Here is a 21,631-nt window from a genome sequence, read left to right as displayed (position 1 = left end):
GAATTCATTTTCCGTAGACATAATCGGGCAGCCAGGTCGCCAGACCCGGGAAGGCCATGACCAGCGCCAGGGCAAAGATCATCACCAGAACGAAGGGGGTGATCGAGCTGTAGATGTCGCGCAGGCTGATCTCTTTCGGGGCCATGGCGCGCATCAGGAAGAGGTTATAGCCGAAGGGCGGCGTCATATAGGCGATCTGCGTGGTGATCGTGTAGAGGATCCCGTACCAGATCAGATCGAACCCGAGCGCGCCGACCAGCGGCACATAGAGCGGGGCGACGATCACCAGCATCGCCGTGTCGTCGAGAAAGGTCCCCATCAGGATGAAGCTCAGCTGCATCAGGATCAGGATCATCCAGGGGTTCAGGGCCAGTTTCTCGGTGAACAGGCTCTCAATCGCCTTCACCGCACCCAGCCCATCGAAGACCGCGCCAAAGGCCAGCGCGGCGAGGATGATCCACATGAACATGCAGGTGATCCCGAGGGTGTTGCGCACGGAGTTCTCGAAAACCTCCTTGGTCATGCGCCCCTTGAGCACCGCCGCCGCGAAGGCCGCGAGCGCGCCGATGGCGGAGCTTTCGACCAGCGAGGTCCAGCCATTGACGAAGGGCACCATCATCACCGCGAAGATCACCAGCGGCAGCAGTCCCGCACGCAGGAGGCGCAACTTCTCGGCCCGGGGCATGTCGCGGTCCGCATCGTCGAGCACCGGGCCCAGGCTCGGGTTCATGCGGCAGCGGATCGCGATATAGGCGATGAACATCGCCGCCATCATCAGCCCGGGCACCACCCCCGCGAGCCAGAGCTGCCCCACGGGTTGCCGCGCGATCATCGCATAGAGGACCAGCACCACCGAGGGCGGCACGAGGATGCCAAGGGAGGATCCGGCCTGGATCACCCCCGTCACCATACGCTTGTCATAGCCGCGCTTGAGAAGCTCCGGCAGGGCAATAGTGGCCCCGATGGCCATGCCCGCCACTGACAGCCCGTTCATGGCCGAAATCAGCACCATCAGCCCGATTGTCCCGATCGCCAGCCCGCCCCGCAGCCCTCCCATCCAGACATGGAACATCCGGTAAAGGTCGTCGGCAATCTTGCTCTCGCTCAGCACGTAGCCCATGAAAATGAACATCGGCAGGGTCAGCAGCGGATACCATTTCATCAGCTTCATCGCCGCCGCGAAGCCCAGGTCATAGCCGCCCCGATCCCCCCAGAGGAGAAGCGCGGCGATCACCGCGACAAACCCGATGGCGCCAAACACCCTCTGACCCGTGAGCAGCATCAGCATCATGGTCGAGAACATCAGCGTGGCGATCAGCTCATAGGGCATCAGATCTCCTCACCCCGGATCCGCAGGATATCCTTGCAGAGCTCGGAGACGCATTGCAGCAGCATGAGCGTGAAGCCGAGGATCATCACCGCTTTGACCGGCCACATATAGGGCCGCCACGCGGAGGAGGAGCGTTCGAGCCGCCCGACCTCTTCGGTGCCCGTGGCGAGGCCGATGAAGTAGGAAAACGGCTCGGTCTTCCAATAGCCCAGAGAATAGGCCGTCGAGCCCACCGCCCCATAGATCATCACGCAGAGATAGAAAATCAGGAACAGCACCGTGATCGCGTCGAACCAGGCCTTGCGCCGCACGGACCAGCCACCATAGAGCAGATCCATCCGCACATTCGAGCCGAGCTGCAGGGAGTAAGGCCCGCCTAGGATGTAATAGCCCACCATCACGAACTGGGCCATTTCCAGGGTCCAGAGCGAGGGCAGGAAAAACGTCTTCGACACCGAGGACCAGAGCAGGATCCCCATCAGCACAAAGATCCCGTACATCACCACCCGTCCGAGCCGGTAATTCACGGCATCGACGCCGCGGATATAGCCGCGCATCACGCCGTGCATGAGCGGCCTCCGATCTCGGCGCAGGCCGTGGTGAGCCACCCGGCGAGCAGGGCGGCCATATCGGACTGGGCCTCCGGTGTCGTCAGCAGGTCGTTGCGGATCTCGATCATCACATTGGCATGGCCATGGGGCAGGGCCTGATCGCGGAGCGTGTGGGTCACGCCATCCTCGGGCCCATAGGGTTCGTTTCGCGCAACCTTGAAAGCTGTGGTCCCCCCGGCGGCCTCGAGCAGCGCATCCGCCACCCGGCGATCCGCATCATGGAGGATCCCGATCTCTACGTCTCGCATCTTGCCGTGATAGATCGGCGTGAAGCTGTGGATGGTCACAAGGATCGGGTTGGATTTGGCCGTCAGCACATCCCGCAGCGTCTCGCGGAACGGCGTATAGAAGCGGCGGGCGCGGTCCGCGCGCTCCGTCTCGCTCAGATCCTCATTGCCGGGAACGCGGACCACTTCGCTTTGGGCGGGCATGGCGTCAGGCGCCTCTGGCGGACGGTTGCAGTCATAGATCAGCCGCGACACGGTCGCCGCGACCAGCGTCGCGCCCAGCCGGTCCGCCAGCTCCTCGGCCACGGCCAGCGCGCCCGGGTCCCAGACCGCATGGCTCTGGCGCGCCTCGGGCGCGAGGCCGAGATCGGCAAACTCGGCGGGGATATGGGCGCTCGCATGTTCGCAAACCACCACCACAGATCCGTCCGCCTGTGCATTGCGCACGGCGATCGGATGATCGGGCTTGGTGGGGTCGAGATGATTCATTTGCGCTCCTGTGGCACAAAGCTCTTGCCAGCGCCGCGTTCTGTCAACAAAATTGTGAAATAATTATCACCTGATGACGCGCTCTGATATTTCTGTACAAGAAAGAGGCAGCATGACCCCTCCGCCCCAGACCATCGCGGACCGTATCCAGGCCCAGCTCGACACGCTGACACGGGCCGAGCGGCAGCTCGCGCTCTCGGTGCTTGAGAATTACCCGGCCTCGGGGCTCGGCCCGCTTGCAGCTTTGGCCAAGGGGGCCGGGGTCTCGGTGCCGACGGTTGCGCGTATGGTCCAGAAGCTCGGCTACAAGGGCTATGCGGAGTTTCAGGCCGAGCTGCGCGAGGAGCTGGGCGCCATCGGCAAGGGCCCGATCGCCAAGCATGAGACCTGGGCCGGGGCCGCGCCGTCGGGGCATATCCTGAACCGGTTCACGGATGCGGTGATCGACAATATCCGCAACTCGCTCGCCCATATCGACCCCGAAGAGTTCGACCGCGCCTGCGCCCTCGTCGCGGATCCGAACCGGTCGCTCTATATCGTTGGCGGGCGCATTACCCATACCCTGGCGGAGTATCTCTTTCTGCATATGCAGGTGATCCGGCCTGATGTGATCCATGTGCAATCGACCTCGAACACATGGCCCCATGACCTCTTGAATGCGGGGGAGGGGGATGTCTTCGTGATCTTCGACGTGCGGCGCTACGAGAACAACACGCTGAAGCTGGCCGAGATTGCGCGGGATCGCGGGGCGCAGATCATCCTTTTCACGGATCAGTGGCGCTCGCCGGTCCATCGGCTCTCGGATATCTGTCTGTCGAGCCGGATCATCGTGCCCTCGGCCTGGGATTCCCTGGCCACCTGCATGCTCTTGGTCGAGAGCATGATTGCCGCCGTCCAGACCCTGAATTGGGAGACGACGAAGGATCGGATGCAGGCCCTCGAAGAGATTTTCGATCAGACCAAGCTCTTTCGCAAATTCACCTGAGCCTAGCGGGCAGGGTCGATCCGGGCGATGGTCTCGGCGATCAGAGCCCCGATTGCGGCGGAGCCCTGGGCGTTCGGGTGGATCAGGTCGGATGAGAAGAACTGCGGCGTACGCGGGCCCATGACAGGGTCGGCATCGACGAAATGCACGCCAGCCCGCGCGGCGGCAAGCTGGGCGAGCCGCGCGTCGACAATGGCCAGCTCATCGGCGCAGCGATCCGTCCGCCCGCCGCGCCCGGTGGGGCCATAATAGCCCACGATCATCACCCGCGCGGCCCCGCCCGCCTGCAGTCGCGCCACGAGATCGGGCCAGGTGCCGCGCTGCCCGTCTTCTGAGATCATCGCCGCGATCTCGGCGGCGCAGCGGTTGCAGCCGCAATCGCGGTTGAGGTCATTCGCTCCGCCATTCACGACCACCCAATCCCAGCTCCCTCGTCGGAACTGCGCTTGAACCGAGCGCGCGATCAGGCTGCTGCGGGTCAGGCGCGCACCCGCGCGGGCGTTATTGTCCACAGGCTCGCCGAGGATGCGGCCCATCACCTCCGGGATCGCGTTGCGGCCATTCCAGGTCATGACACTGTCGCCGACGATCTGGATGCGCGGGTCCGCCGCGACGGCTCCCGGCGCGGCCATGAGCGCGAGCGCAAGGCTCAAACAGGCCGCCCGGAGCCCGGCCATCCGCGACGCGATCGAGACTGTGACGGTCATGACGGGATCTCCTCCAGCGGACGCAGCAGCGCGCCCGTCTGTCAGATAGGCCGCGACGCCCGTCCTCCCAGCCCCGGTGGCAGTCACGAGCCCGTGCGTTCTTCGACTTGCGCTTGCCCCGACGGCGCGCAACAGTCTGGCCCATGCGTTTGGGAGGATCATCATGACATTTCTGAAGACACTGACTGTGACCGCCGCGGCGGCCTGCCTGCTCAGCAGCGCGGCCTGGGCCGAGACCCGGGTCACCTACAAATCCGCCAAAGCGGGCTCATCCTATTTCCAGATGGCGGTGCAGATCGCCGAGGCCATGAAGGAGGGCTCGAGCGGCGAGATCTCGGTCACGGTCGAGGAAAGCCAGGGCTCCGTGCAGAACGTGATGGAGGTGCGCGCCCGCGGCGGCGATTATGTCTTCACCACGCCGCCCGCGCTCGTGGGCCTCGCCCAGGGCGGGCGCGCCATGTTCGAGGGTAAGGGCAACCCGGCTTTTGACGAGATCCGCGCGCTCTTTCCGATCCCGTCCCTGACCATGCATTTCGTCATGTCCGAAAAGAGCGGCGTCACCAGCTTTGAGGAGATGGCGGGCAAGACCATCCTCCTCGGCAGCGGCTCTTTCGGCGCGCGGGAGGGGGCGAAGTATCTCGATCTCTTTGGTGTGAAGGACGATGTGAAGATCGCCGATAGCGAGCTCTCCAACGCGGTGAACGCGCTGAAGAACGGCCAGATCGACGGCTTCGTAACCGCAGGGTCCTATCCCGCGCCCAACGTGATCGAGGCGGCGGCCTCCACGGGCGTCAAGGTGCTCTCGCTCACGCCGGATCAGGTGGCCGCCTCCAAGCGGACGGAGCTGACCATCCCGGCGGGCACCTATGCGGGGCAGGACGCGGATATCACCACGACCTCCCTGCCGGTGGTGGCCTATACGACTTCCAAGATGGATGAGGACACGGCCTATGCCCTGACCAAGACCTATTGGGAGACCAAGGCCGACATGGCGGGCGACGCCAAGTGGTGGGACGGGGTCTCGGTGGAGATGCTGGCCAATATCACCAGCCAGATCCATCCCGGCGCCCTGCGCTATTACAAGGAAATCGGCGCGGCCCTCAGCGACGCGCATATGTAAGCGCATAAGGCGATGATCGGCACAGACGGGGAGATCCCGGCGCGACGGATCTGGATCGCGCTGGGCACGCTGACAGCGGTGTTCCATCTGGGGCTGATCTTCTACGGGCTGGTCCCCAATCTGGTGGCCCGCCCGCTCCATATGGCGCTGACCCTGCCTTGGGTCTTCCTCTTTGCCGCCACGGGACCGGTGTCGCGTGCCAGCGGCGCGATCCTTGCAGGGCTCGGGATCGCGGGGTGCCTCTGGGTGGCGCTCAACCACCAGATGCTGCGCAACCAGTATGGGTTTCTCGAAAACCAGTTTCAGGTGGGGCTTGCCATCCTGCTCCTCGGCGTCGCCATGGAAGGCGCGCGGCGGGCCATCGGCTGGCCCCTGCCGCTGGTGGCGCTGGCCGCGCTGCTCTATGGCCTTTTCGGGCAGCATATCCCCGGTGAGTTTGGCCATGCGGGCACGCCTTTGCAGAGCTTTCTCGGCACGCTGATCGCCGCTGAAGGTGGGCTCTGGGGCAGTCTCACGGGCGTCTCCGTGGGGGTTGTTGCGATCTTTGTGATCTTTGGTGCGGTGCTCAATGCGGGCGAGGCGGGGCAGGGCTTCATGAATGTGGCCGCCGCTGCAGCGGGGCGGCTCACGGGCGGGGCGGCCAAGGTCTCGGTCCTGTCCTCGGCGCTCTTCGGGTCGATCTCGGGCTCGGCCTCGGCCAATGTCGCCTCCACCGGGGCGATCACCCTGCCGGCCATGACCAAGCTCGGTTATCCCAAGCGGCTTGCGGCGGCGACGGAGGCCGTGGCCTCGTCGGGCGGGCAGATCATGCCGCCCCTCATGGGGGCCGGGGCCTTCGTCATGGTCGAGCTCACGGGCGTGCCCTATTCCGAGATCATGCTCGCCGCGCTCTTACCCGCGATCCTCTATTTCGCGACGGTCTGGCAGGGGCTCAACGCCTTCGCCTCGCGCTTTGACCTGCAGCCCATCCCGGAGGAGGACCGCCCGGCCCGCAAACAGGTGCTGATCACTTCGGCCTTCTTCCTCGTACCTTTCTCGACCCTGCTTTTCGCGATGTTCGCCTTGGGCTACACACCGCAATACGCAGCCGCCTTGGCGATCTTCACCGGGCTTGCGCTCCTCTTCGTGGACATCACCCTGCGTCCGAACCCAGCCCAGGGCTTCGCGCGGCTGGGCGATGCGATGCTCAATGCCGGGCGGCAGGTGGCGATGATCGCCTCGATCATCATCTGCGCCTCGATCATCATCGGTGTGCTGGGGATCACCGGGCTGGGGGTGAAGATCACCTCCGTCATTCTGTCGGGCTCGGGCGGGGCGCTCTGGCCCGCGCTGCTGCTGACGGCGCTCGCCTGCCTTCTGCTGGGGATGGAGGTGCCGACGACGGCGGCTTACGTCATCTGCGTCTCCGTGGCCGGGCCTGCCCTGATTGAACTGGGGCTGGAGCCCTTGCAGGCGCATCTCTTTGTCTTCTGGTTCGCGCTCTTGTCGACCATCACCCCACCGGTCTGTGGCGCGGTCTTCATCGCCTCGGGCATGGTGCAGGAGAACTGGTTGCGCGTGGCGCTCACGGCCATGGCGCTGGGCGTCGGGCTCTACGTGATCCCTCTGGCGATGATCGCCAATGAGGCGCTGATCCAGCTCTCGACCGCGCCCTTTGCGGCGCTCTTGGCCATGGGGATGGTCGGGCTGGGGCTGGGCGGGATCTCCCGCGGGCTGATCGGGCGCGGGCCCTGGTGGCGACGGATCGCTCTGGGAGGGCTGGGGACATCGCTGTGTTTCGCGGGGCTCTGGCTTTAACACAAGGGAGCGGTTGCCAAATCCCCGCCGCGACGTAATGTCATGGGCAGCCCCACATAAATGACGACTGGGAGGAATGTCATGTTGAGGAATACCCTGATCTTGGCCGCGTGCGCGTCCGTACTGGGTTCGGCGGCGATCTCTGCCGAGAAGATGCGGATCTCGCTGCAGCTGCCGCTGACCAGCCATCTGGGCGAGAACCTGACCCTGTTCGAGAAGGAGGTCGAGGAACGCACCGGCGGCAAGATCGACGTGGAGATCTATGACAGCGCCACACTCTACAAGGACAAGGAAGTGCCAGCGGCCGTGGGGTCCGGTGCGATTGAAGCGGGCGTCGCATCCCTGACGCGCTATGTGGGCGATGCGCCCGTGGTGGACGTGTTCTACATGCCGTTCCTCTTCAATACCGAGGACAAGGTCCGCGCGGCTGTGGCCGAAGGCTCGCCCGTGCGCGAGGTGCTGGAGACCGAGATCGCCAAGACCGGCGGCGAGGTCCTCTATTGGCAGGCCTATGGCGGCGCGATCCTGCTCAGCCAGGACGGCCCGATCCGCACGCCTGCGGATATGGAGGGCAAGAAGGCCCGCGTTTTCGGCAAGACGCTCGGTGATTTTGTGACCGCTGCCGGGGGTGCGCCGACGCTGATCTCCGGCTCGGAGCAGTACCTCGCCTATCAGCGTGGCACGGTGGATGTGGGCATGACGGGCGTGTCCGGTGTGAAATCTCGCAAGCTCTGGGAGGTGATGGACACGATCACCAAGACCAACCACGCGAATATCGAGTTCGTCGTGGTGGTGAACAGCGATTGGTGGGCCGGGCTCGACGCTGAAACCCAGGGCCATATCAATGCCGCCGCCAAGGTGGCTCAGGACGATGTGCGCGACCGCATGGCCGCGATCGAGGCCGAGGCCTATGCCGCCGCAGAGGCCAATGGCATGAACATCGTCGAGCTCACTGATGAGGAGCTCGCCAAATGGCAATCCGTAGCTCAGCCGGTCTATGACGGCTATCTCGCGGCCACGGGCGATGCGGGTCAGAAGATCCTCGACGCGCTGGGGGTCGGCTCCGGCTCCTGATCGCATAATCCTGCCAAATCCAAGACCGGACGGTCCTTCGGGGCCGTCCGAACGGTGTCTCCATGTCCCTGATAAGCTCTGTTTCCCGGCTCGCCTGCCTTCTGGGCGCGGTGCTGATGGCCGCCACTGGCGTGATGCTGACCTACGAGGTCGTGGCGCGCTATTTCTTTGTCAAACCAACGATCTGGGCGGCGGAGCTCAGCCAGCTCTGCCTGATCTGGGGCTGCCTTTTGGCCATGGCGCATCTGCTCACCTTGCGGCGCCATATCACCGTGAACGCGGTCACCAGCCTGCTGCCGCCTGCGGCGCAGAAGCTCTGCGCGATGGTGGCCCTGGTGGTGGTGATCCTGTTTTCGGGGATCGTGACCATCTACGGGTTCGACATTTTCTACGACAGTTTTGAGCGCGGGCGGACCACGGGCTCCCTCCTGAACCTGCCGGTCTGGATCGCGGAGGCCTCGGTGCCTCTGGGCTTTGGCCTCCTGACCGCGCAGGCGGTGGTGGAGCTTATCCGGATGCGCCACGGGGATGCGGCCAGCCTCGGAGCGACCCACGAATGACCATTATCCTGATCCTCGTGGCGCTCTTTGTGCTGTTGCTGTTGGGCGTGCCTGTGGCCTTTGCCCTGGGCGGCATGGGGTTGGCCATGCTGATCCTTGGCGGCTTCTCGCCCCTGATGGCGCCGCAATCGATCCTGTCGACGCTGGACGGGTTTATCCTGCTGGCGGTGCCGCTGTTTCTGCTCATGTCGAACCTGCTGCTGAAGGGCGGAGTGGGGCGGGATCTCTTTGCCGCCGTGCAGGCCTGGGTCGGGCATTGGCCCGGCGGGCTGGCCGTTGCAACGATCCTGAGCTGTGCGCTGTTCGCGGCGATCTCGGGCTCTTCGGTGGCGACGGCGGCCACCATCGGGACCGTGGCCATCCCCGAGATGATCAATCGCGGCTATGAGAAACGCTTTGTCTACGGGTTGCTTGCCGCCGGGGGGACCCTCGGGATCCTGATCCCGCCCTCGATCCCGATGATCGTCTACGGGTTCGTGACCGAGCAATCGGTGATCGCGCTCTTTCTCGCGGGGATCGGGCCGGGTCTGGTGCTGGTCACGCTCTTTGTGCTCTTTGCGATGCTCCATGCGCGCCTCTCGGGGCATTACACGCCGGTGCCCAAGGCCACCACGGCTGAGCGGATCGCGGCCTCGAAACGTGCCCTGCCTTCGGTGGCGCTCGCGGCGCTGGTGATCGTCGGGCTCTATTCCGGGGCCTTTACCCCGACCGAGGCCGCCGCCGTAGGCTTTGCCGCAGCCCTGCTGATCACGACACTCTGGCTGCGCACGCTGACCTGGGCGAGTTTCTGGGAGGCGATCCGCGAAAGCGCGATCACCACCGCCGCGATCCTGCTGATCGTGGCCGGGGCGAAGGTGTTCGGTAAGGCCATCGCGCTTTACCGGATCCCGCAAGACATCTCGGCCTTCCTCGCGCAGGTGATTGACGGGCCGATCATGTTCATCATCGTGGTCTCGCTGGTGCTCCTTCTGATGGGGCTGGTCTTCGAGGCGCTCTCGATGATCCTGATCATGACGCCCGTGCTGCTGCCGGCGGCCATGGGGCTCGGCTTCGATCCGATCTGGTTCGGGATCTACATGGTCATCATGGTGGAATGCGCGCTGATCACGCCGCCCGTGGGGCTGAACCTCTATGTGATCCAATCTGTGGCGCGCACGACCCTGTCCAATGTGGCCCGGGGCGTCTGGCCCTTTCTGGCGCTGATGCTGGTGACGGTCGCGATCCTTTATGCGGTGCCCGATCTCGCCCTCTACATTCCTTTTAAATGGTGACCCGATGACGACCCCCGCTCAAACCCTGCGCGCCTTGCTGGCGCAGGACCGCTGCCATGTGATGCCCTGCTGTTTCGATGCGCTCTCGGCCAAGCTGATCGCGCAGGAGGGGTATGACCTGACCTTCATGTCGGGTTTTGCCGCCTCGGCCAGCCGGATCGGCGCGCCGGATCTGGGGCTGATGAGCTATGGCGAGGTGGTGGATCAGGCGCGCAACATTGCCGATGCGATCCCGATCCCGCTGATCGGGGATGGGGATACGGGCTATGGCAATGCGATGAATGTGCGCCGGACGGTGGCGGGCTTTGCCAAGGCGGGCTGCGCGTCGGTGATGATCGAGGATCAGCTCGCGCCGAAACGCTGTGGTCACACCCCGGGCAAGGCGGTGGTTGGGCGCGACGAGGCGTTTGACCGGATCCGCGCCGCCTTGGATGAGCGCGAGGCCTTGCGCGAAGCGGGTGGCGATATCCTGATCCTCGCGCGGACCGATGCCCGGCATGAGCACGGGCTGGCCGAAGCCATCGACCGGGCTGCGAAATTCGCAGAGCTCGGGGCGGATATCCTCTTTGTCGAGGCCCCGCGCAGCGAAGCGGAAATGCGCGAGGTGTGCAGCGCGCTGCCGGGCCCCAAGATGGCCAATATCGTCGAAGGCGGCGATACGCCGGACCTGTCCAATGCGGAGTTGCACGATATCGGCTACGCGATCGCAGCCTATCCCCTGTCGCTCATGGCGGCGGCGATGCAGGCCATGGTTGGCACCTTGCGCAGCATGCGCTCGGATGCGCGCCCGGACCTGATGGATTTTGTCGAACTGCGCGAGCGGATCGGGTTTGACGCCTATTATGACGCCTCCGAACGCTACGCCTCGGCTCGGCGCGACAAGGGCTAGCGGGCTCAGGCCATGGGTCGACCCCGTCGCCAGACCACCGCGCTGTCCCTGCGCTTGAACTGCGCCCAGATCGCGGTGCTGATGAAGACGCTGATATAGGCGATCCCGTCGACCGGGTGGGAGATCACGGTCCGAAGCGCTGCGCGCAGGTCATTGCGGGCGCCGTCATTGATCAGAAGCTCGGGGTAGAGACGGGTGAACTCGCGGTTCCCCTCGTTCCAGCGCAGCCGCACCTTGATCAAGTTGACGAGCCCATCCGGCACGGGCCAGCGATAGGGGGCGGGCACCTTGCGCCGTTCCGCAGGCGTGAATTGCAGTCGCACGAAGCGGTCATCTGAATGGATGATCGGAAAGGCGCCCCAACGTCCGCGCGCCGGGGCCGACACCCCGTATAGCCCCATGCCCGGCACGCCGTCGCGCACGAAGGGCATGGCCAGCATGAAACGGCCATAGGCCCGGCTGACCCAGCTGCGTGCCGGGGCAATTTCGATCCTCGCGCTGCAATAGACGGGTGCGTCACTGAGCAAAAGCGGACGAAGCTGAGCCAGCACCTCCGCCCCCAAGGTGACATCGGCATCCACATAGAGCCGGGGCGCGAACCTTGCGCGCCCATCGGCGATGTTGAGCGCGCGCGCCTTGCCCGGCTCGGGCAGATCTATCACCTGCAGAGTGTAGCCCGCCTGTTCCAGCTGCGGGCGCGCGGCCTCCGCCACGGCACAGGTCTTGTCGCTGCAGGCATTGGCGACGACGATGATCTCGCTGCCATGCGCCCTCGGCAGACCGCTTTGCCCGGCGAGCGAGCTCAGGAGTGCGCCGAGAACCAGTTCCTCATTGTGGCAGGGGATGATCACCGAAATCATGAGCCCGTGCCCTGTCCTTCGAGCTTTGCCAGCCGTGTCCGGATATCCTCCAATGTGTGGCGAAGCCCGTCCTCGAGTGACACGCGGGGCGCCCAGTTCAGATCCGCCTCCGCCCGGGAGATATCGGGGCAGCGCCGCTGCGGATCATCCGTGACGGGGGGCTCGTTCACCAGCGGGCTTTGCGAGCCGGTGAGGTCTCGGATCTTCTCCGCCAGATCGCGCATGGAGATCTCGCCAGGATTGCCGATGTTGTAGGGCCCGGTTTGGGCGTCGCCGCTTTCCATCAGGGCCAGCATCGCCGCCACCGTGTCGCTGACATAGCAGAAGCTGCGGGTCTGCGCGCCATCGCCGTGGAGCGTGAGGGGCGCGCTTCGCAAGGCTGCCACGAGGAAGTTGCTCACCACGCGCCCATCATCGATGGCCATGGCGGGGCCGTAAGTATTGAAGAGACGCGCGACCTTGACCCGTGTGCTGTGCTTGCGCTGGTAGTCAAAGCACAGGGTCTCGGCGGCGCGCTTTCCTTCCGTGTAGCAGGCCCGCGGGCTCGCAGGATCAATCTGTCCCAAGCAGGTTTCCGGCTGCGGATGGCAGTCCGGATCGCCATAAACCTCGGAGGTGGAGGCCTGGATCATCACCGCGCCGCAAGTCTGGGCGACCCGGAGAGCGTGGTCCGCGCCCATCACATTGGTCCGCATCGTGTGGACCGGATCGATCTGGTATTTCCGCGGTGAGGCGGCAGAAGCCATGTTGAAAATCACGTCCGCCTCGACCTCATAGGGCAGGGAGACGTCCCATTTCCGAAAGGCGAAATCCCGGTGATCCAGCAAGTCATGGATCGTTTCCATGCGCCCGGTCAGCAGGTTGTCCATCGCCAGAACACGATGCCCGCGCCCCAATAGGGCCCGGCACATATGGCTCCCCAAAAAACCGGCGCCACCGGTCACCAACACGCGCATCTGCTCAGCGATACCCTTGATTTAATAAAATCGTTTCAGAAGTTCCCTCGACCTGCCAATTCTATTCATAGGTTTTGTGATTGAGCCATAGGGTGGGTCTATTTATTTCGGTGGCCGCGATCTTTATTTAATATCGCGTGTGAAATTAATTGAGGGCATGTGGCGTATCCAATTGTTGTTGCTGATTTTTTCGCATGGGAAAGGGGGTCGAGGTATTGCTGATCCTTGGAAATACCTCAGGAACATCGTGCAATACGAGGAAGGTGCGGTTTTCCTGCTTGGGGCTCAAAGCACTTTGATCTGGAGGGCTGCAGACGGCGCGCCGTTCGGCGCGGTGAGATGCTCTGCGATCCATGTCGAAGGCTTTAAAAATTGCTTTTTATTCTGGTTTTCCCCGATTTTCTGGAGATCACAGGACGTTTGGCAAGCGTAAGCGCTGCTCATATCACGCAGTGGTAACCCGTGGAAAGCGCTGTCGGATAGGTTGCCCTCGGACCATCTTTTCCCCGGCACGCGTCCCGAGGTTTGACCCCAAGCCACTCAGCTTTTCGGCGAAGATGCGCCGAGGGATTGCCCCTATCCTTGTCGCATTGGCGTCAACGTGGTAGATTTCAAGATATTGTTTCTATTTGCCGAACGTTGCGTTTTTTAATGCTGCGCGTTTTTTAATCGGCGATTTGAGGTTCGAATGCGTTTTGATGCGTCCACCGAGTCTGGACCGCTTGAGTCCTGTTTTGCCGCCGCCAAAGATCGCCTGGCCGATCGCGCCGACGGGATCCTGGTGCGGGACCCTCCCATAGATCGCGACGTTCCTAAAAACTCCGATATCGACCTGCTGACCATCGGCGCGCCGGATGACTTTCTGCCCGAGCGGCTGGAGATCCCGGGCGAACGCCGGGTGGATGTCATGTGGGTGCCCCGGAGCTATTTCGACGACTTGCCCTCCCTCGCCGTGCGGGGCTTGATCCCGCACCGGGTGCTGAGCTCTCGGGTGCTGCAGGACCGCAGTGGCGCGTTGGAGGGGCAGTTGGCCGAGCTGTCGCGGCTTTTCGAGACGCCCGCGCTGCGCGCGCGCCGCATCGCCGGGCTGATGGAAATGGGCTTTGCCACGGTGCGCGAGATCGGCGTGAGCTGGGATGCGCCCGCAGTGGCGCTCTTCTGGCTGCATATGGGCCATTCCGCCTGTCTCGCGGCGCTGGCCGACGGGCTCGGGATGCTCTGCCCCAATGTCTACACACGACCAACCGAGACCCTGCGCCGGGTGGATGCGATGCTCGGCAGCTCCGAGAGCCTCGGCATGACCCGCGCCCTGCGCCTCGACGAGGACCTGACGGAGATGATCGCGCGTCTGCGCCGGTTCCACGCGGTCATGACATCGCGCTTCCCCGAGCCGGACTGGCCCGCAGCGATGCGGGAGATGACCCGCTGGGAGTATCGCTATTTCGCCGCGCGGGAGGAGCTCGACTGGCGGATCGCCGTCGCCGAGGAGTTGGCCGCGGGCGGGGATCTGACAGGGGCTATGTTCTATCTGCGCTTTCACGCCTATGCGCTCATCCGCCTGCCGCTGGTCGCGGACCGCGCGGCGGCGGGTGGGGATGAGAACTTCCTGCGCCCCTCCGAACGGGTGGGCCCGGAATTTGCACGGCTCTGCCCCGATCTCGTCGAAGACATGCAATGGCTGCTCGCCGGACCGGATGTCGGACGGGCCGAGGTCGAGGCTGCGCTGGACCATCTCCAGGGGTTTCGCGAGCGCACGCTCGCCACCCTTGCCGCGCGCGGCATCGCCTTGCCCGATCTGCCAGACTGGGCGCCTTTCGTGGCGCCCGAAGCCCCCAAGAAAACGCCCAAGACATACACGGAGGAGACACAACATGCCTGTTCTTGATTTGGTTTGTGACCGCTGTCGTCAGGAGATCGACACCCTTATCGGCGCCGATCCGCGCCAGTCCGAGGTTATCACCGGGGATTTCCCGGTCCATGAATGTTGCTTCATCCGCGACGAGATCCGGTTTCTCAACAATGGGCGGCTGATCTTCGAGCCGCAGAAACGCGATGACAATGAGGGCGATTACTGCCGCGACTACACGGTCGTCTGCCGCAAGCTTGTGGTGGTGGGGGGCGGAGCGCCGATCACCCTCAATCCCTGCGGGCCCGAGGATCCGGGCAACCAGTATACCAACAAGAATGTCATCACATGGCGCCAGCGCCTGATCGTCGATGACCAGCCCATTCCCAACCCGCTCAAGGCGCCGGACGGGCAGGATTTCGGCAATTGGCAGGACCAGGGCCAGGGCAATGGTGGCGTCACTGGCGGCAGCGGCACCAACGGCAATCCGGGCATGAAGGGTCGAAATGGACGTTTTGCGCCGAATTTTGTGCTCATCGCGCTGGAGGTCGTGTTCGAAGGGCTGGATGGTCATCTGATCATCGATTTCGACGGGCAGGTCGGCGGGCGCGGACAGCGCGGCCAGAATGGCGGCAAGGGCGGCAAAGGTATGAATGGCCGTCAGGGTCAGTCCGATAACAGCTGGCCCGGCGAAGGCTGCGACCGCCAGCCCGGCCATGGTGGCGATGGCGGCAGCGGTGGCGATGGCGGCCAGGGCGGTCAGGGCGGCGATGGCGGCGATGCGGGGAATATCATCGTGGCGTCCAGCGCCGATGTGATCGCCTCGGGCATCTTCGTGAACGGCAAGTTCACCTATGTGAATGATGGCGGCAATGAAGGCAGCGGCGGTCTGGGGGGCTTTGGCGGTCTTCCGGGCGGCGGTGGCCAAGCGGGCTTCAAGACCAACCAATGCGACGCAGCCTCCAATGGCGAGACCGGCAATCCGGGCTTCCCGCCCTCGGGCCTCGGGGCTGGCTCCAACGCCAATGAGGGCGGGCTCGGTGCCGCCGGGGCTGCGGGGACGCTGACCTTCGAGACACTGGTCGAGCCCGGCTGCCTCGATGGTCTGTCGCTGAAACCGGTGGTCAACACGGTCGAGCCCACCGTGCTCTGCCGCGGCTTCGCGAGCCCGGCCAACAACGTTTCGGTCAGCCTCTTTGGTCAGAACCTGGCCCAGGTGACATCCGTGAGCACCAATCTCGCCGGGGTCAGCATCTCGATCCAGCCGACGAGCACGGATACGGAGCTCAAGCTCTCGGTGGATATCCTCGGCACCTCGGATCTGGGGCAGGGGGATCTGATCCTGTCCCGGCCGCTTGCCTCTGACGAGATCTTTGGCAACGCGATCGAGGTGCGCCGGTTCGAGGTCACGGCCGTGGCACCGAACTCGGTCGCCCGTGGAGAGGCCGGGGTGCTGAATATCGACGGCAGCTGTTTCGACCCGAGTGCCGCGATCCTGCAGGTGAATGTCTCGGGGATTGGCGTGTCCACGAACTCCGTGGTGATCCTGAACGACACGCAGATCCAGGCAAACTTCGATGTGGGCAACGCGGCCCCCACGGGTCAGCGGGATGTGACCGTGGTCAATGGCACCTCGTCGCACACGCTCGTCAACGGGCTGACCGTGACCCAGTGAGCCGGACCTTGTGAGCCAAACAGCATGACTCAAACTGAGGCGCTGGGCCCGGCGATTGCGCGGGCCAGCGCCTTTCTCAAAGATCAGGCGGCGGAGGGGTTTCCCGAGGCCCATCACCGGATGCGCTTTCCCCGCTGGGCGGGGTTTTCAAGCGCGCAGGCCGAGCAGGTGGCGACCCAGTTCGCCCCGGCTGTGATCGCGGATCTCTTGCTCGACGTGGCGCTCTGCCAAGACAGCGCGGAGGCCGCAAGCTGGCACGAGATTGCCCGCGCGCAGGCGGATCGGCTGGCGCAGGCGCGGCTGTCGGATCGTCCGGGCGGGTGGAGCTATTTTCCCGATCTGCCGGAGCTGCCACCGGATCTCGACAGTCTTGGGGCGGCCATCCGCCTCTTTGCGCGCGCTGCGCCGGAGCATCTGCCGCTGGTGGAGGACCCGATCCGGGTTGCCCTCGCCGGGGCGGAACCGGACGGGGTCTTGCGGACCTGGATCGTTGCGCCGGACGCGCCGCGCAAGGCCCTGAAACGGATGCGCCGCGGGGTGCGCTGGCATTGGGGCGATACCGTGGATCTGGAGGTTTGCGCGCGGTTCTTCCTCGGGCTCTACGATATGGATGCGGCGCGCTTTGCGGCGGAGATCGCCCGTGCCTCCGCTGCCATCGCCGCAGCCCAGGCGCCCGATGGGAGCTGGCCTGCCACCTGGTATGCAGGCCCGGTCTATGGCACCGCGCTCTGCGCCCAGTTGATGGAGGTGACCGGTCAGGACCAAGCGGCCGAGGCCGGACACGCCGCGATGGCGGCCTGCGTCCATCCCGATGGCGGCTGGGGCGCCTGGGACAGTGTGCCGCTCGATACGGCCATGGCGCTCGCCGGCTTGGCGCCGCATGTGACCGTCGGGGTGCAGGACCGGGCCGTCGCGCATCTTTTGAGGTTTCAGAACCCTGATGGGAGCTGGCCCGGTACCCCCTGGATCCAGATGGAGGCCGGGCGCGCGCTGGGCAAGATCCAGCGCCGCATCACCTGGCAGAGCGACACGGTCACCACCGCCTTCGCCTTGCGCGCGCTGGCCATCGTGGCGCAGCAGGCCGAAGCAGAGCAGGCGGAAACCGCTACGCCCATCCCATAAAAGGCCCGCCGGGGGCGATCCCAGCGGGCCCTCATGCGATCGGCTTGCCTTAACCGCGCAGCCGATGGTGCAGGATGATCGGCACGGCCAGCTCCTCCTCATCGCCGAGATGGCGCTGCAGGAAGGCCTCGATCACCTCGCTTGCACCATGGACCCTCCCCGTCTCGTCCCGCACTTGTGCCGGATCCAGACGGGTCAGGTGCAGCACGCGGTTGGCATGGCGGGTGAAATCCGCCAGCACCTTGTCGAGATCCACATGGTCCCGCTCGAGCAGGTCGAGCCCGGCGTCAAAACGCGGATCCGCGGCAGAAAGCTCCGGGAAGTAGCTGTGATCCTCCCAGCCGTGATGCCCGTGGAGGTTTCCGACCAAGCCACCGCCGTAATGGGCCAGCCGGTCGGCATAGGCCTCGGGCGCCAGCGTCTTGTCGAGACAGGCCTCCGTATCCGTGCGGACCTGAGCGGCCACCCGGCGGAACATCCGATGCGCGCCGAGCCAGTGCCGGGTCTTGTCCTTGAAGCCAGGATGCGCGTCCCAGCTCTCACGCGGGTAGCGGTCGAGCAGCAGCCGCATTTCATCGGGCATGTCTGTTGTACGCACGTCATAGGTGTCGAGCATGGGTCATCTCCTTTCCCGATGGACGTGGGGTATCGCGTCACGCGCGGTTAGGGGCGGTGGGTCATGCCAGCTATGCGTATGGTGACGCTAGGGAAGCTGCCGCGCCACCGGAACGGGCGCGCCGAGCGACGAAAGGATTATGAAAGCGTCTGGCTCTATCCTAGAACCGATGGGAGCTTTGGGGGGGAGGCCACGGCATGCTGATCGCGGTCGTTGAAGACAATGAAGGTTTGGCGCAGGCGATCGCGGATGTCCTCACCGATGGCGGGCATGGGGTGGATGTCATGCATAATGGCCATGACGCGGACGAGTTTCTCAGCCGCGAAGAGGTCAATCTGGTGATCCTCGATCTGGGGCTGCCCGGGATCCCGGGGCTCGAGGTACTGACGCGGATGCGGGCGCGGGGGGATTCCACGCCCGTCATCATCCTCACCGCCCAGAGCGATACGAAGGACGCGATTGCCGGGCTCAATGCCGGGGCCGATGACTATATCGGCAAGCCGGTGGAGATTGCCGAGCTGGTGGCGCGGGTCGCCGCGATGCTGCGCCGGAGCATCAAGTTCACGGAGACCGAGCGGTTCGGTGAGATCGATTTTGTCCGCGAGAGCCGGTCGCTGAGCGTCGGGGGGCGGCCGCTCGATCTGCCGCGCAAGGAGCTTGCGGTGTTCGAGTGTCTCGCCAACAGCAAGGGGCGTCTGGTCTCCAAGGAGGCGCTCTTGAGCTTTGTCTATGGCTCGGGCGCCGATGTGAGCGCCTCGGCGATCGAGGTCTATGTCTCGCGCCTGCGCAGCCGGATCGGGCCCCATGGCGTCTCGATCAAGGCCGCGCGCGGCATCGGATACCGGCTGGAGTGCTGAAGCCGCGCAACTCCGTGCGCTCGCTCAAGCTGCGCCTGCTGATCCGGATCGTGATCCCGCTCTTTGCTGTGGCGCTGGCGCTGGGGGGATGGCGGACATGGTATGTGTTCGAAACCGCGAAGGAGATCTTTGATCGCAACCTGACCGCCGTATCGCTGGCGGTCGCGCGGGATCTCGCGTCCTCCGGGGTGGAGCTCTTGTCTCAGGAAACCCTGCTCCTGCTGACCGATGCCAGTGGCGGCAAGATCTTCTACCACGTGCATGGCCCGGATGGGGCCTATGTGGCGGGGTTCGGCTATCCGCCGCGCAGCGCGGGCCATCCGCTTGCGGGGGCTGCGGCGCCGCAGCTATTCGACTCGACCCATCTCGGGCGGCCCGTGCGCGCCGTGGCCCTGGGGCAGCTTGTGAATTCTGCCGGGCTCGAAGGGATTGCCACCATCACCGTCTGGCAAGAGCAGGCCGTCCGGCAGCAATACGCGGTCCGGCAGGCGGTCTCCTCGGCACTGATCATCGTGCTTCTGGTGGGGGCGGTGATTGCGTTCGTCTGGTTCGGGGTAAACTCGGGCCTCGCCCCCCTCAACCAGTTGCGCAGTGCCGTGGGGCGGCGCAGCCCGCAAGAGCTGCGCCCTATTGCCCAGGCCGTGCCGGAGGAGGTGCAGCCTCTGGTCGGCACACTCAACGGCCTCTTTCAGGAGGTGCAGAATTCGATCGATGCGCGCGACCGTTTCATCAGCAACGCCGCCCACCAGCTGCGCAATCCCATCGCCGCGGTGCAGGCCATGGCGGAATCGGCGCTGAACGCGAAGAACGCCGAAGAGATGTCCCGCCGGGTTGAGAAGACCCTGTCCGAGGCGCGCCACACCTCGCAGCTGGCTGAGCAACTCTTGATGCTGGAGCGGTTGCGCCATTCGCCCGAAAGCTTCAAGCGCGAGCCCTTCGATGCGGCAGACAGCCTGCTCTATGTGGCGCAACGCTTCTCCGACCGGGCCATGGATCGGAATGTGGAGTTTGGCTTTGATCACGATGACCAACCCGCGCCATTGCTCGGTGATCCGGAGCTCTTTGGCGAGGCGATCGAGAACCTGTTGGACAACGCGCTCGCCCATGCCGGGCCGGAGTTGCGCAGCATCGCCCTCACCCTCGCCAGCGCCGATGGAGAAGCACTGATCTCCGTCCGCGATGACGGGCGGGGGATCCCCGAGGCGGATCGCGAGGTCATCTTTGAGCGCTTCACCCAGCTCGATTTCGGGCGGGGCAGCGGGCTCGGCCTCGCCATCGCGCGCGAGATCACCCATGCCCATGGTGGCGAGATCCGCGCGACCGCCGGGCTGGGCGAAGCCGGGGCCGGATTTGCCCTCCGCCTGCCTTTGGCCGGATCGCCCGGAAGCTGAATCCGCAACAAGTTTCTTCCATGAAAAGTTGATGAAAGGAACTTGGTGTAGGCTTGCGAAACGCGGGCCATGAGCACTGCGACAGATTAACGAACAAACGGCACAAGCCGTGACTTGGGAGGAAAACATGAACTCAATCGCGAAAGCGGTGCGCCTTGTTGTGGCCGCATCCTGTGTGACCGGGATGACCGCGGCTGGTGCGCTGGCCGAGGTCGATTTTTCCGGCAAGACCGTGGAGTGGGTGATCCCCTTCTCGGAAACCGGGGGCTCGGCCAAATGGGCTAACTTCTTTGCGCCGCTTCTGTCCGAGGCCCTTCCGGGCGCGCCGACCGTGGTCGTGAAATTCATGCCGGGGGCGGGCTCGACCAAGGGCGCCAACTGGTTCCAGCGCGAAGAGCATGAGGATGGCACGCTCCTCTTCGGGACCTCCGGCTCGACCCAGTTCCCGTACCTGCTGGGCGATCCGCGCGTGCGCTACGAATATGGCGACTGGCACGCAGTGATGGCCTCCGGCACGGGCGGAGTGGCCTATCTCAGCGCCGAGGCAGGCGCGATGTTTGATGGCTCTGCCAACAAACTGAAGGACATCGACTTCGTTTATGGCAGTCAGGGGGCCACGCGCCTTGATCTGGTGCCGCTTCTGGCCTGGCAGATGCTGGGCATGACCGTGGAGCCGGTCTTTGGCATCAAAGGGCGCGGCGATGGCCGTCTGATGTTCGAGCGGGGCGAGGCCAATATCGATTACCAGACCTCCTCGGGCTACCTGTCGGGCTCTGCGCCGCTGGTCGAGGATGGCAGTGCGGTGCCGATGATGTCCTGGGGCGCGCTGGACGCAGAAGGCAACATCGTCCGCGATCCGACCTTCCCGGATATCCCGACCTTCAAGGAGGTCTGCGAGGCCACGGAGGGCTGCGAGACCTCGGGCGATTCCTGGGATGCGTGGAAGGCGTTCTTTATTGCGGGCTTCCCGGTGCAGAAGCTGGCCTTCCTGCCGGCGGGCACGCCGCAGGATGTGATCGACACCTATACGGCAGCCTTCCAGGCGGTCACGGAGCGTGCGGACTTCGCTGACATCTCGTCCAAGCGGGTGGGCAAATACCCGGTCTTCGTGGGCGGTGGCGCGCAGGAGGCTCTGGCCACCGCGACCGGTGTGCCGGACAGCGCCAAGACCTTCGTGACGGACTGGCTTCAGGCCGAATACGGCGTCCGCCTCAAGTAACCCATTGAAAAATCGACGACCCGGCGCCT

20 protein-coding genes are annotated in these 21,631 nt (G+C 64.7%); 13 read left to right on the top strand and 7 right to left on the bottom strand.

Annotated features, from left to right (window positions below; genetic code table 11):
* Positions 1 to 4: 4 nt before the first annotated feature.
* From ACP153_RS10325 to ACP153_RS10315, 3 genes are read right to left on the bottom strand one after another with little or no spacing between them, the layout of a single operon-like run.
* Positions 5 to 1,330, bottom strand: a complete 1,326-nt coding sequence (locus ACP153_RS10325) for a TRAP transporter large permease (protein WP_424970908.1) — start codon at positions 1,328 to 1,330, stop codon at positions 5 to 7.
* Entirely contained in the window at positions 1,330 to 1,899 is a 570-nt protein-coding gene (locus ACP153_RS10320) for a TRAP transporter small permease subunit (RefSeq protein WP_424970907.1), read from the bottom strand. The genes ACP153_RS10325 and ACP153_RS10320 overlap by 1 nt, the downstream gene beginning before the upstream one ends.
* Positions 1,887 to 2,657, bottom strand: coding sequence for an N-formylglutamate amidohydrolase (locus tag ACP153_RS10315; protein ID WP_424970906.1), 771 nt, complete (start codon positions 2,655 to 2,657; stop codon positions 1,887 to 1,889). The genes ACP153_RS10320 and ACP153_RS10315 overlap by 13 nt, the downstream gene beginning before the upstream one ends.
* A 112-nt stretch (positions 2,658 to 2,769) precedes the next feature.
* Here ACP153_RS10315 and ACP153_RS10310 point away from each other — a divergent pair, with 112 nt between their 5' ends.
* Positions 2,770 to 3,642 (top strand): MurR/RpiR family transcriptional regulator, encoded by an 873-nt coding sequence (locus ACP153_RS10310; protein ID WP_424970905.1) that lies wholly within the window; start codon positions 2,770 to 2,772, stop codon positions 3,640 to 3,642.
* A 2-nt stretch (positions 3,643 to 3,644) separates the two neighbouring features.
* Here ACP153_RS10310 and ACP153_RS10305 read toward each other — a convergent pair whose 3' ends face one another.
* Positions 3,645 to 4,349, bottom strand: a complete 705-nt coding sequence (locus tag ACP153_RS10305; protein WP_424970904.1) for an SGNH/GDSL hydrolase family protein — start codon at positions 4,347 to 4,349, stop codon at positions 3,645 to 3,647.
* A 163-nt stretch (positions 4,350 to 4,512) separates the two neighbouring features.
* On the opposite strand from ACP153_RS10305, the gene ACP153_RS10300 reads away from it, so the two are divergent.
* From ACP153_RS10300 to ACP153_RS10275, 6 genes are all read left to right on the top strand, one after another.
* Positions 4,513 to 5,469 (top strand): TAXI family TRAP transporter solute-binding subunit, encoded by a 957-nt coding sequence (locus ACP153_RS10300; RefSeq protein WP_424970903.1) that lies wholly within the window; start codon positions 4,513 to 4,515, stop codon positions 5,467 to 5,469.
* Between the two features lie 12 nt (positions 5,470 to 5,481).
* Entirely contained in the window at positions 5,482 to 7,266 is a 1,785-nt protein-coding gene (locus tag ACP153_RS10295) for a TRAP transporter permease (protein ID WP_424970902.1), read from the top strand.
* An 81-nt stretch (positions 7,267 to 7,347) separates the two neighbouring features.
* The gene (gene dctP, locus ACP153_RS10290) at positions 7,348 to 8,340 is read left to right on the top strand and encodes a TRAP transporter substrate-binding protein DctP (RefSeq protein ID WP_424970901.1); all 993 of its coding nucleotides are present in this window, start codon (positions 7,348 to 7,350) and stop codon (positions 8,338 to 8,340) included.
* 62 nt (positions 8,341 to 8,402) lie between these two features.
* Entirely contained in the window at positions 8,403 to 8,900 is a 498-nt protein-coding gene (locus ACP153_RS10285; protein WP_424970900.1) for a TRAP transporter small permease, read from the top strand.
* Positions 8,897 to 10,171: a TRAP transporter large permease gene (locus ACP153_RS10280; protein ID WP_424970899.1), complete on the top strand. Its 1,275-nt coding sequence runs from the start codon at positions 8,897 to 8,899 to the stop codon at positions 10,169 to 10,171. Before ACP153_RS10285 ends, ACP153_RS10280 begins: the two co-directional genes overlap by 4 nt.
* 4 nt (positions 10,172 to 10,175) lie before the next feature.
* The gene (locus tag ACP153_RS10275; RefSeq protein ID WP_424970898.1) at positions 10,176 to 11,060 is read left to right on the top strand and encodes an isocitrate lyase/PEP mutase family protein; all 885 of its coding nucleotides are present in this window, start codon (positions 10,176 to 10,178) and stop codon (positions 11,058 to 11,060) included.
* Between the two features lie 5 nt (positions 11,061 to 11,065).
* On the opposite strand, the gene ACP153_RS10270 is transcribed toward ACP153_RS10275, so the two are convergent.
* Together ACP153_RS10270 and ACP153_RS10265 are read right to left on the bottom strand one after the other, a co-directional pair.
* The gene (locus ACP153_RS10270) at positions 11,066 to 11,920 is read right to left on the bottom strand and encodes a glycosyltransferase family 2 protein (protein WP_424970897.1); all 855 of its coding nucleotides are present in this window, start codon (positions 11,918 to 11,920) and stop codon (positions 11,066 to 11,068) included.
* Positions 11,917 to 12,876 (bottom strand): UDP-glucuronic acid decarboxylase family protein, encoded by a 960-nt coding sequence (locus ACP153_RS10265; protein ID WP_424970896.1) that lies wholly within the window; start codon positions 12,874 to 12,876, stop codon positions 11,917 to 11,919. The genes ACP153_RS10270 and ACP153_RS10265 overlap by 4 nt, the downstream gene beginning before the upstream one ends.
* 688 nt (positions 12,877 to 13,564) lie before the next feature.
* On the opposite strand from ACP153_RS10265, the gene ACP153_RS10260 reads away from it, so the two are divergent.
* From ACP153_RS10260 to ACP153_RS10250, 3 genes are read left to right on the top strand one after another with little or no spacing between them, the layout of a single operon-like run.
* The gene (locus tag ACP153_RS10260) at positions 13,565 to 14,761 is read left to right on the top strand and encodes a hypothetical protein (protein ID WP_424970895.1); all 1,197 of its coding nucleotides are present in this window, start codon (positions 13,565 to 13,567) and stop codon (positions 14,759 to 14,761) included.
* Positions 14,748 to 16,397: a hypothetical protein gene (locus ACP153_RS10255; RefSeq protein ID WP_424970894.1), complete on the top strand. Its 1,650-nt coding sequence runs from the start codon at positions 14,748 to 14,750 to the stop codon at positions 16,395 to 16,397. The genes ACP153_RS10260 and ACP153_RS10255 overlap by 14 nt, the downstream gene beginning before the upstream one ends.
* Positions 16,398 to 16,421: 24 nt before the next feature.
* Positions 16,422 to 17,519, top strand: a complete 1,098-nt coding sequence (locus ACP153_RS10250; protein ID WP_424970893.1) for a prenyltransferase/squalene oxidase repeat-containing protein — start codon at positions 16,422 to 16,424, stop codon at positions 17,517 to 17,519.
* 49 nt (positions 17,520 to 17,568) lie between these two features.
* Here ACP153_RS10250 and ACP153_RS10245 read toward each other — a convergent pair whose 3' ends face one another.
* Positions 17,569 to 18,135, bottom strand: a complete 567-nt coding sequence (locus ACP153_RS10245) for a hemerythrin domain-containing protein (RefSeq protein WP_424970892.1) — start codon at positions 18,133 to 18,135, stop codon at positions 17,569 to 17,571.
* Positions 18,136 to 18,332: 197 nt separating this feature from the next.
* Here ACP153_RS10245 and ACP153_RS10240 point away from each other — a divergent pair, with 197 nt between their 5' ends.
* The 3 genes from ACP153_RS10240 (at position 18,333) to ACP153_RS10230 (ending at position 21,602) form a co-directional block, all read left to right on the top strand.
* The gene (locus tag ACP153_RS10240) at positions 18,333 to 18,992 is read left to right on the top strand and encodes a response regulator transcription factor (protein ID WP_424970891.1); all 660 of its coding nucleotides are present in this window, start codon (positions 18,333 to 18,335) and stop codon (positions 18,990 to 18,992) included.
* Complete coding sequence (locus ACP153_RS10235) at positions 18,986 to 20,383, top strand: ATP-binding protein (protein WP_424970890.1); 1,398 nt, start codon at positions 18,986 to 18,988, stop codon at positions 20,381 to 20,383. The genes ACP153_RS10240 and ACP153_RS10235 overlap by 7 nt, the downstream gene beginning before the upstream one ends.
* Before the next feature lie 184 nt (positions 20,384 to 20,567).
* On the top strand, positions 20,568 to 21,602 hold the full coding sequence (locus ACP153_RS10230) for a tricarboxylate transporter (protein ID WP_424971449.1): 1,035 nt from the start codon (positions 20,568 to 20,570) through the stop codon (positions 21,600 to 21,602).
* Positions 21,603 to 21,631 lie beyond the last annotated feature (29 nt).

Origin of the sequence: Dinoroseobacter sp. S76 (assembly GCF_049801095.1) — a bacterium.
Taxonomy (GTDB): Bacteria; Pseudomonadota; Alphaproteobacteria; order Rhodobacterales; family Rhodobacteraceae; genus Dinoroseobacter.
The sequence above is the reverse complement of the archived record's forward strand: the minus strand, read 5'-3'. Positions and strand labels throughout refer to the sequence as shown.

Excerpts from the sequence above, each read along its gene's own strand:
- ACP153_RS10305 (WP_424970904.1), bottom strand. The coding sequence starts at position 4,349 with ATGACCGTCACAGTCTCGATCGCGTCGCGGATGGCCGGGCTCCGGGCG.
- ACP153_RS10270 (WP_424970897.1), bottom strand. The coding sequence starts at position 11,920 with ATGATTTCGGTGATCATCCCCTGCCACAATGAGGAACTGGTTCTCGGC.
- ACP153_RS10240 (WP_424970891.1), top strand. The coding sequence starts at position 18,333 with ATGCTGATCGCGGTCGTTGAAGACAATGAAGGTTTGGCGCAGGCGATC.
- ACP153_RS10295 (WP_424970902.1), top strand. The coding sequence starts at position 5,482 with ATGATCGGCACAGACGGGGAGATCCCGGCGCGACGGATCTGGATCGCG.
- ACP153_RS10245 (WP_424970892.1), bottom strand. The coding sequence starts at position 18,135 with ATGCTCGACACCTATGACGTGCGTACAACAGACATGCCCGATGAAATG.
- ACP153_RS10280 (WP_424970899.1), top strand. The coding sequence starts at position 8,897 with ATGACCATTATCCTGATCCTCGTGGCGCTCTTTGTGCTGTTGCTGTTG.
- ACP153_RS10230 (WP_424971449.1), top strand. The coding sequence starts at position 20,568 with ATGACCGCGGCTGGTGCGCTGGCCGAGGTCGATTTTTCCGGCAAGACC.
- ACP153_RS10300 (WP_424970903.1), top strand. The coding sequence starts at position 4,513 with ATGACATTTCTGAAGACACTGACTGTGACCGCCGCGGCGGCCTGCCTG.
- ACP153_RS10315 (WP_424970906.1), bottom strand. The coding sequence starts at position 2,657 with ATGAATCATCTCGACCCCACCAAGCCCGATCATCCGATCGCCGTGCGC.
- ACP153_RS10320 (WP_424970907.1), bottom strand. The coding sequence starts at position 1,899 with ATGCACGGCGTGATGCGCGGCTATATCCGCGGCGTCGATGCCGTGAAT.
- ACP153_RS10285 (WP_424970900.1), top strand. The coding sequence starts at position 8,403 with ATGTCCCTGATAAGCTCTGTTTCCCGGCTCGCCTGCCTTCTGGGCGCG.
- ACP153_RS10310 (WP_424970905.1), top strand. The coding sequence starts at position 2,770 with ATGACCCCTCCGCCCCAGACCATCGCGGACCGTATCCAGGCCCAGCTC.
- ACP153_RS10260 (WP_424970895.1), top strand. The coding sequence starts at position 13,565 with ATGCGTTTTGATGCGTCCACCGAGTCTGGACCGCTTGAGTCCTGTTTT.
- dctP (WP_424970901.1), top strand. The coding sequence starts at position 7,348 with ATGTTGAGGAATACCCTGATCTTGGCCGCGTGCGCGTCCGTACTGGGT.
- ACP153_RS10275 (WP_424970898.1), top strand. The coding sequence starts at position 10,176 with ATGACGACCCCCGCTCAAACCCTGCGCGCCTTGCTGGCGCAGGACCGC.
- ACP153_RS10255 (WP_424970894.1), top strand. The coding sequence starts at position 14,748 with ATGCCTGTTCTTGATTTGGTTTGTGACCGCTGTCGTCAGGAGATCGAC.
- ACP153_RS10265 (WP_424970896.1), bottom strand. The coding sequence starts at position 12,876 with ATGCGCGTGTTGGTGACCGGTGGCGCCGGTTTTTTGGGGAGCCATATG.
- ACP153_RS10325 (WP_424970908.1), bottom strand. The coding sequence starts at position 1,330 with ATGCCCTATGAGCTGATCGCCACGCTGATGTTCTCGACCATGATGCTG.
- ACP153_RS10250 (WP_424970893.1), top strand. The coding sequence starts at position 16,422 with ATGACTCAAACTGAGGCGCTGGGCCCGGCGATTGCGCGGGCCAGCGCC.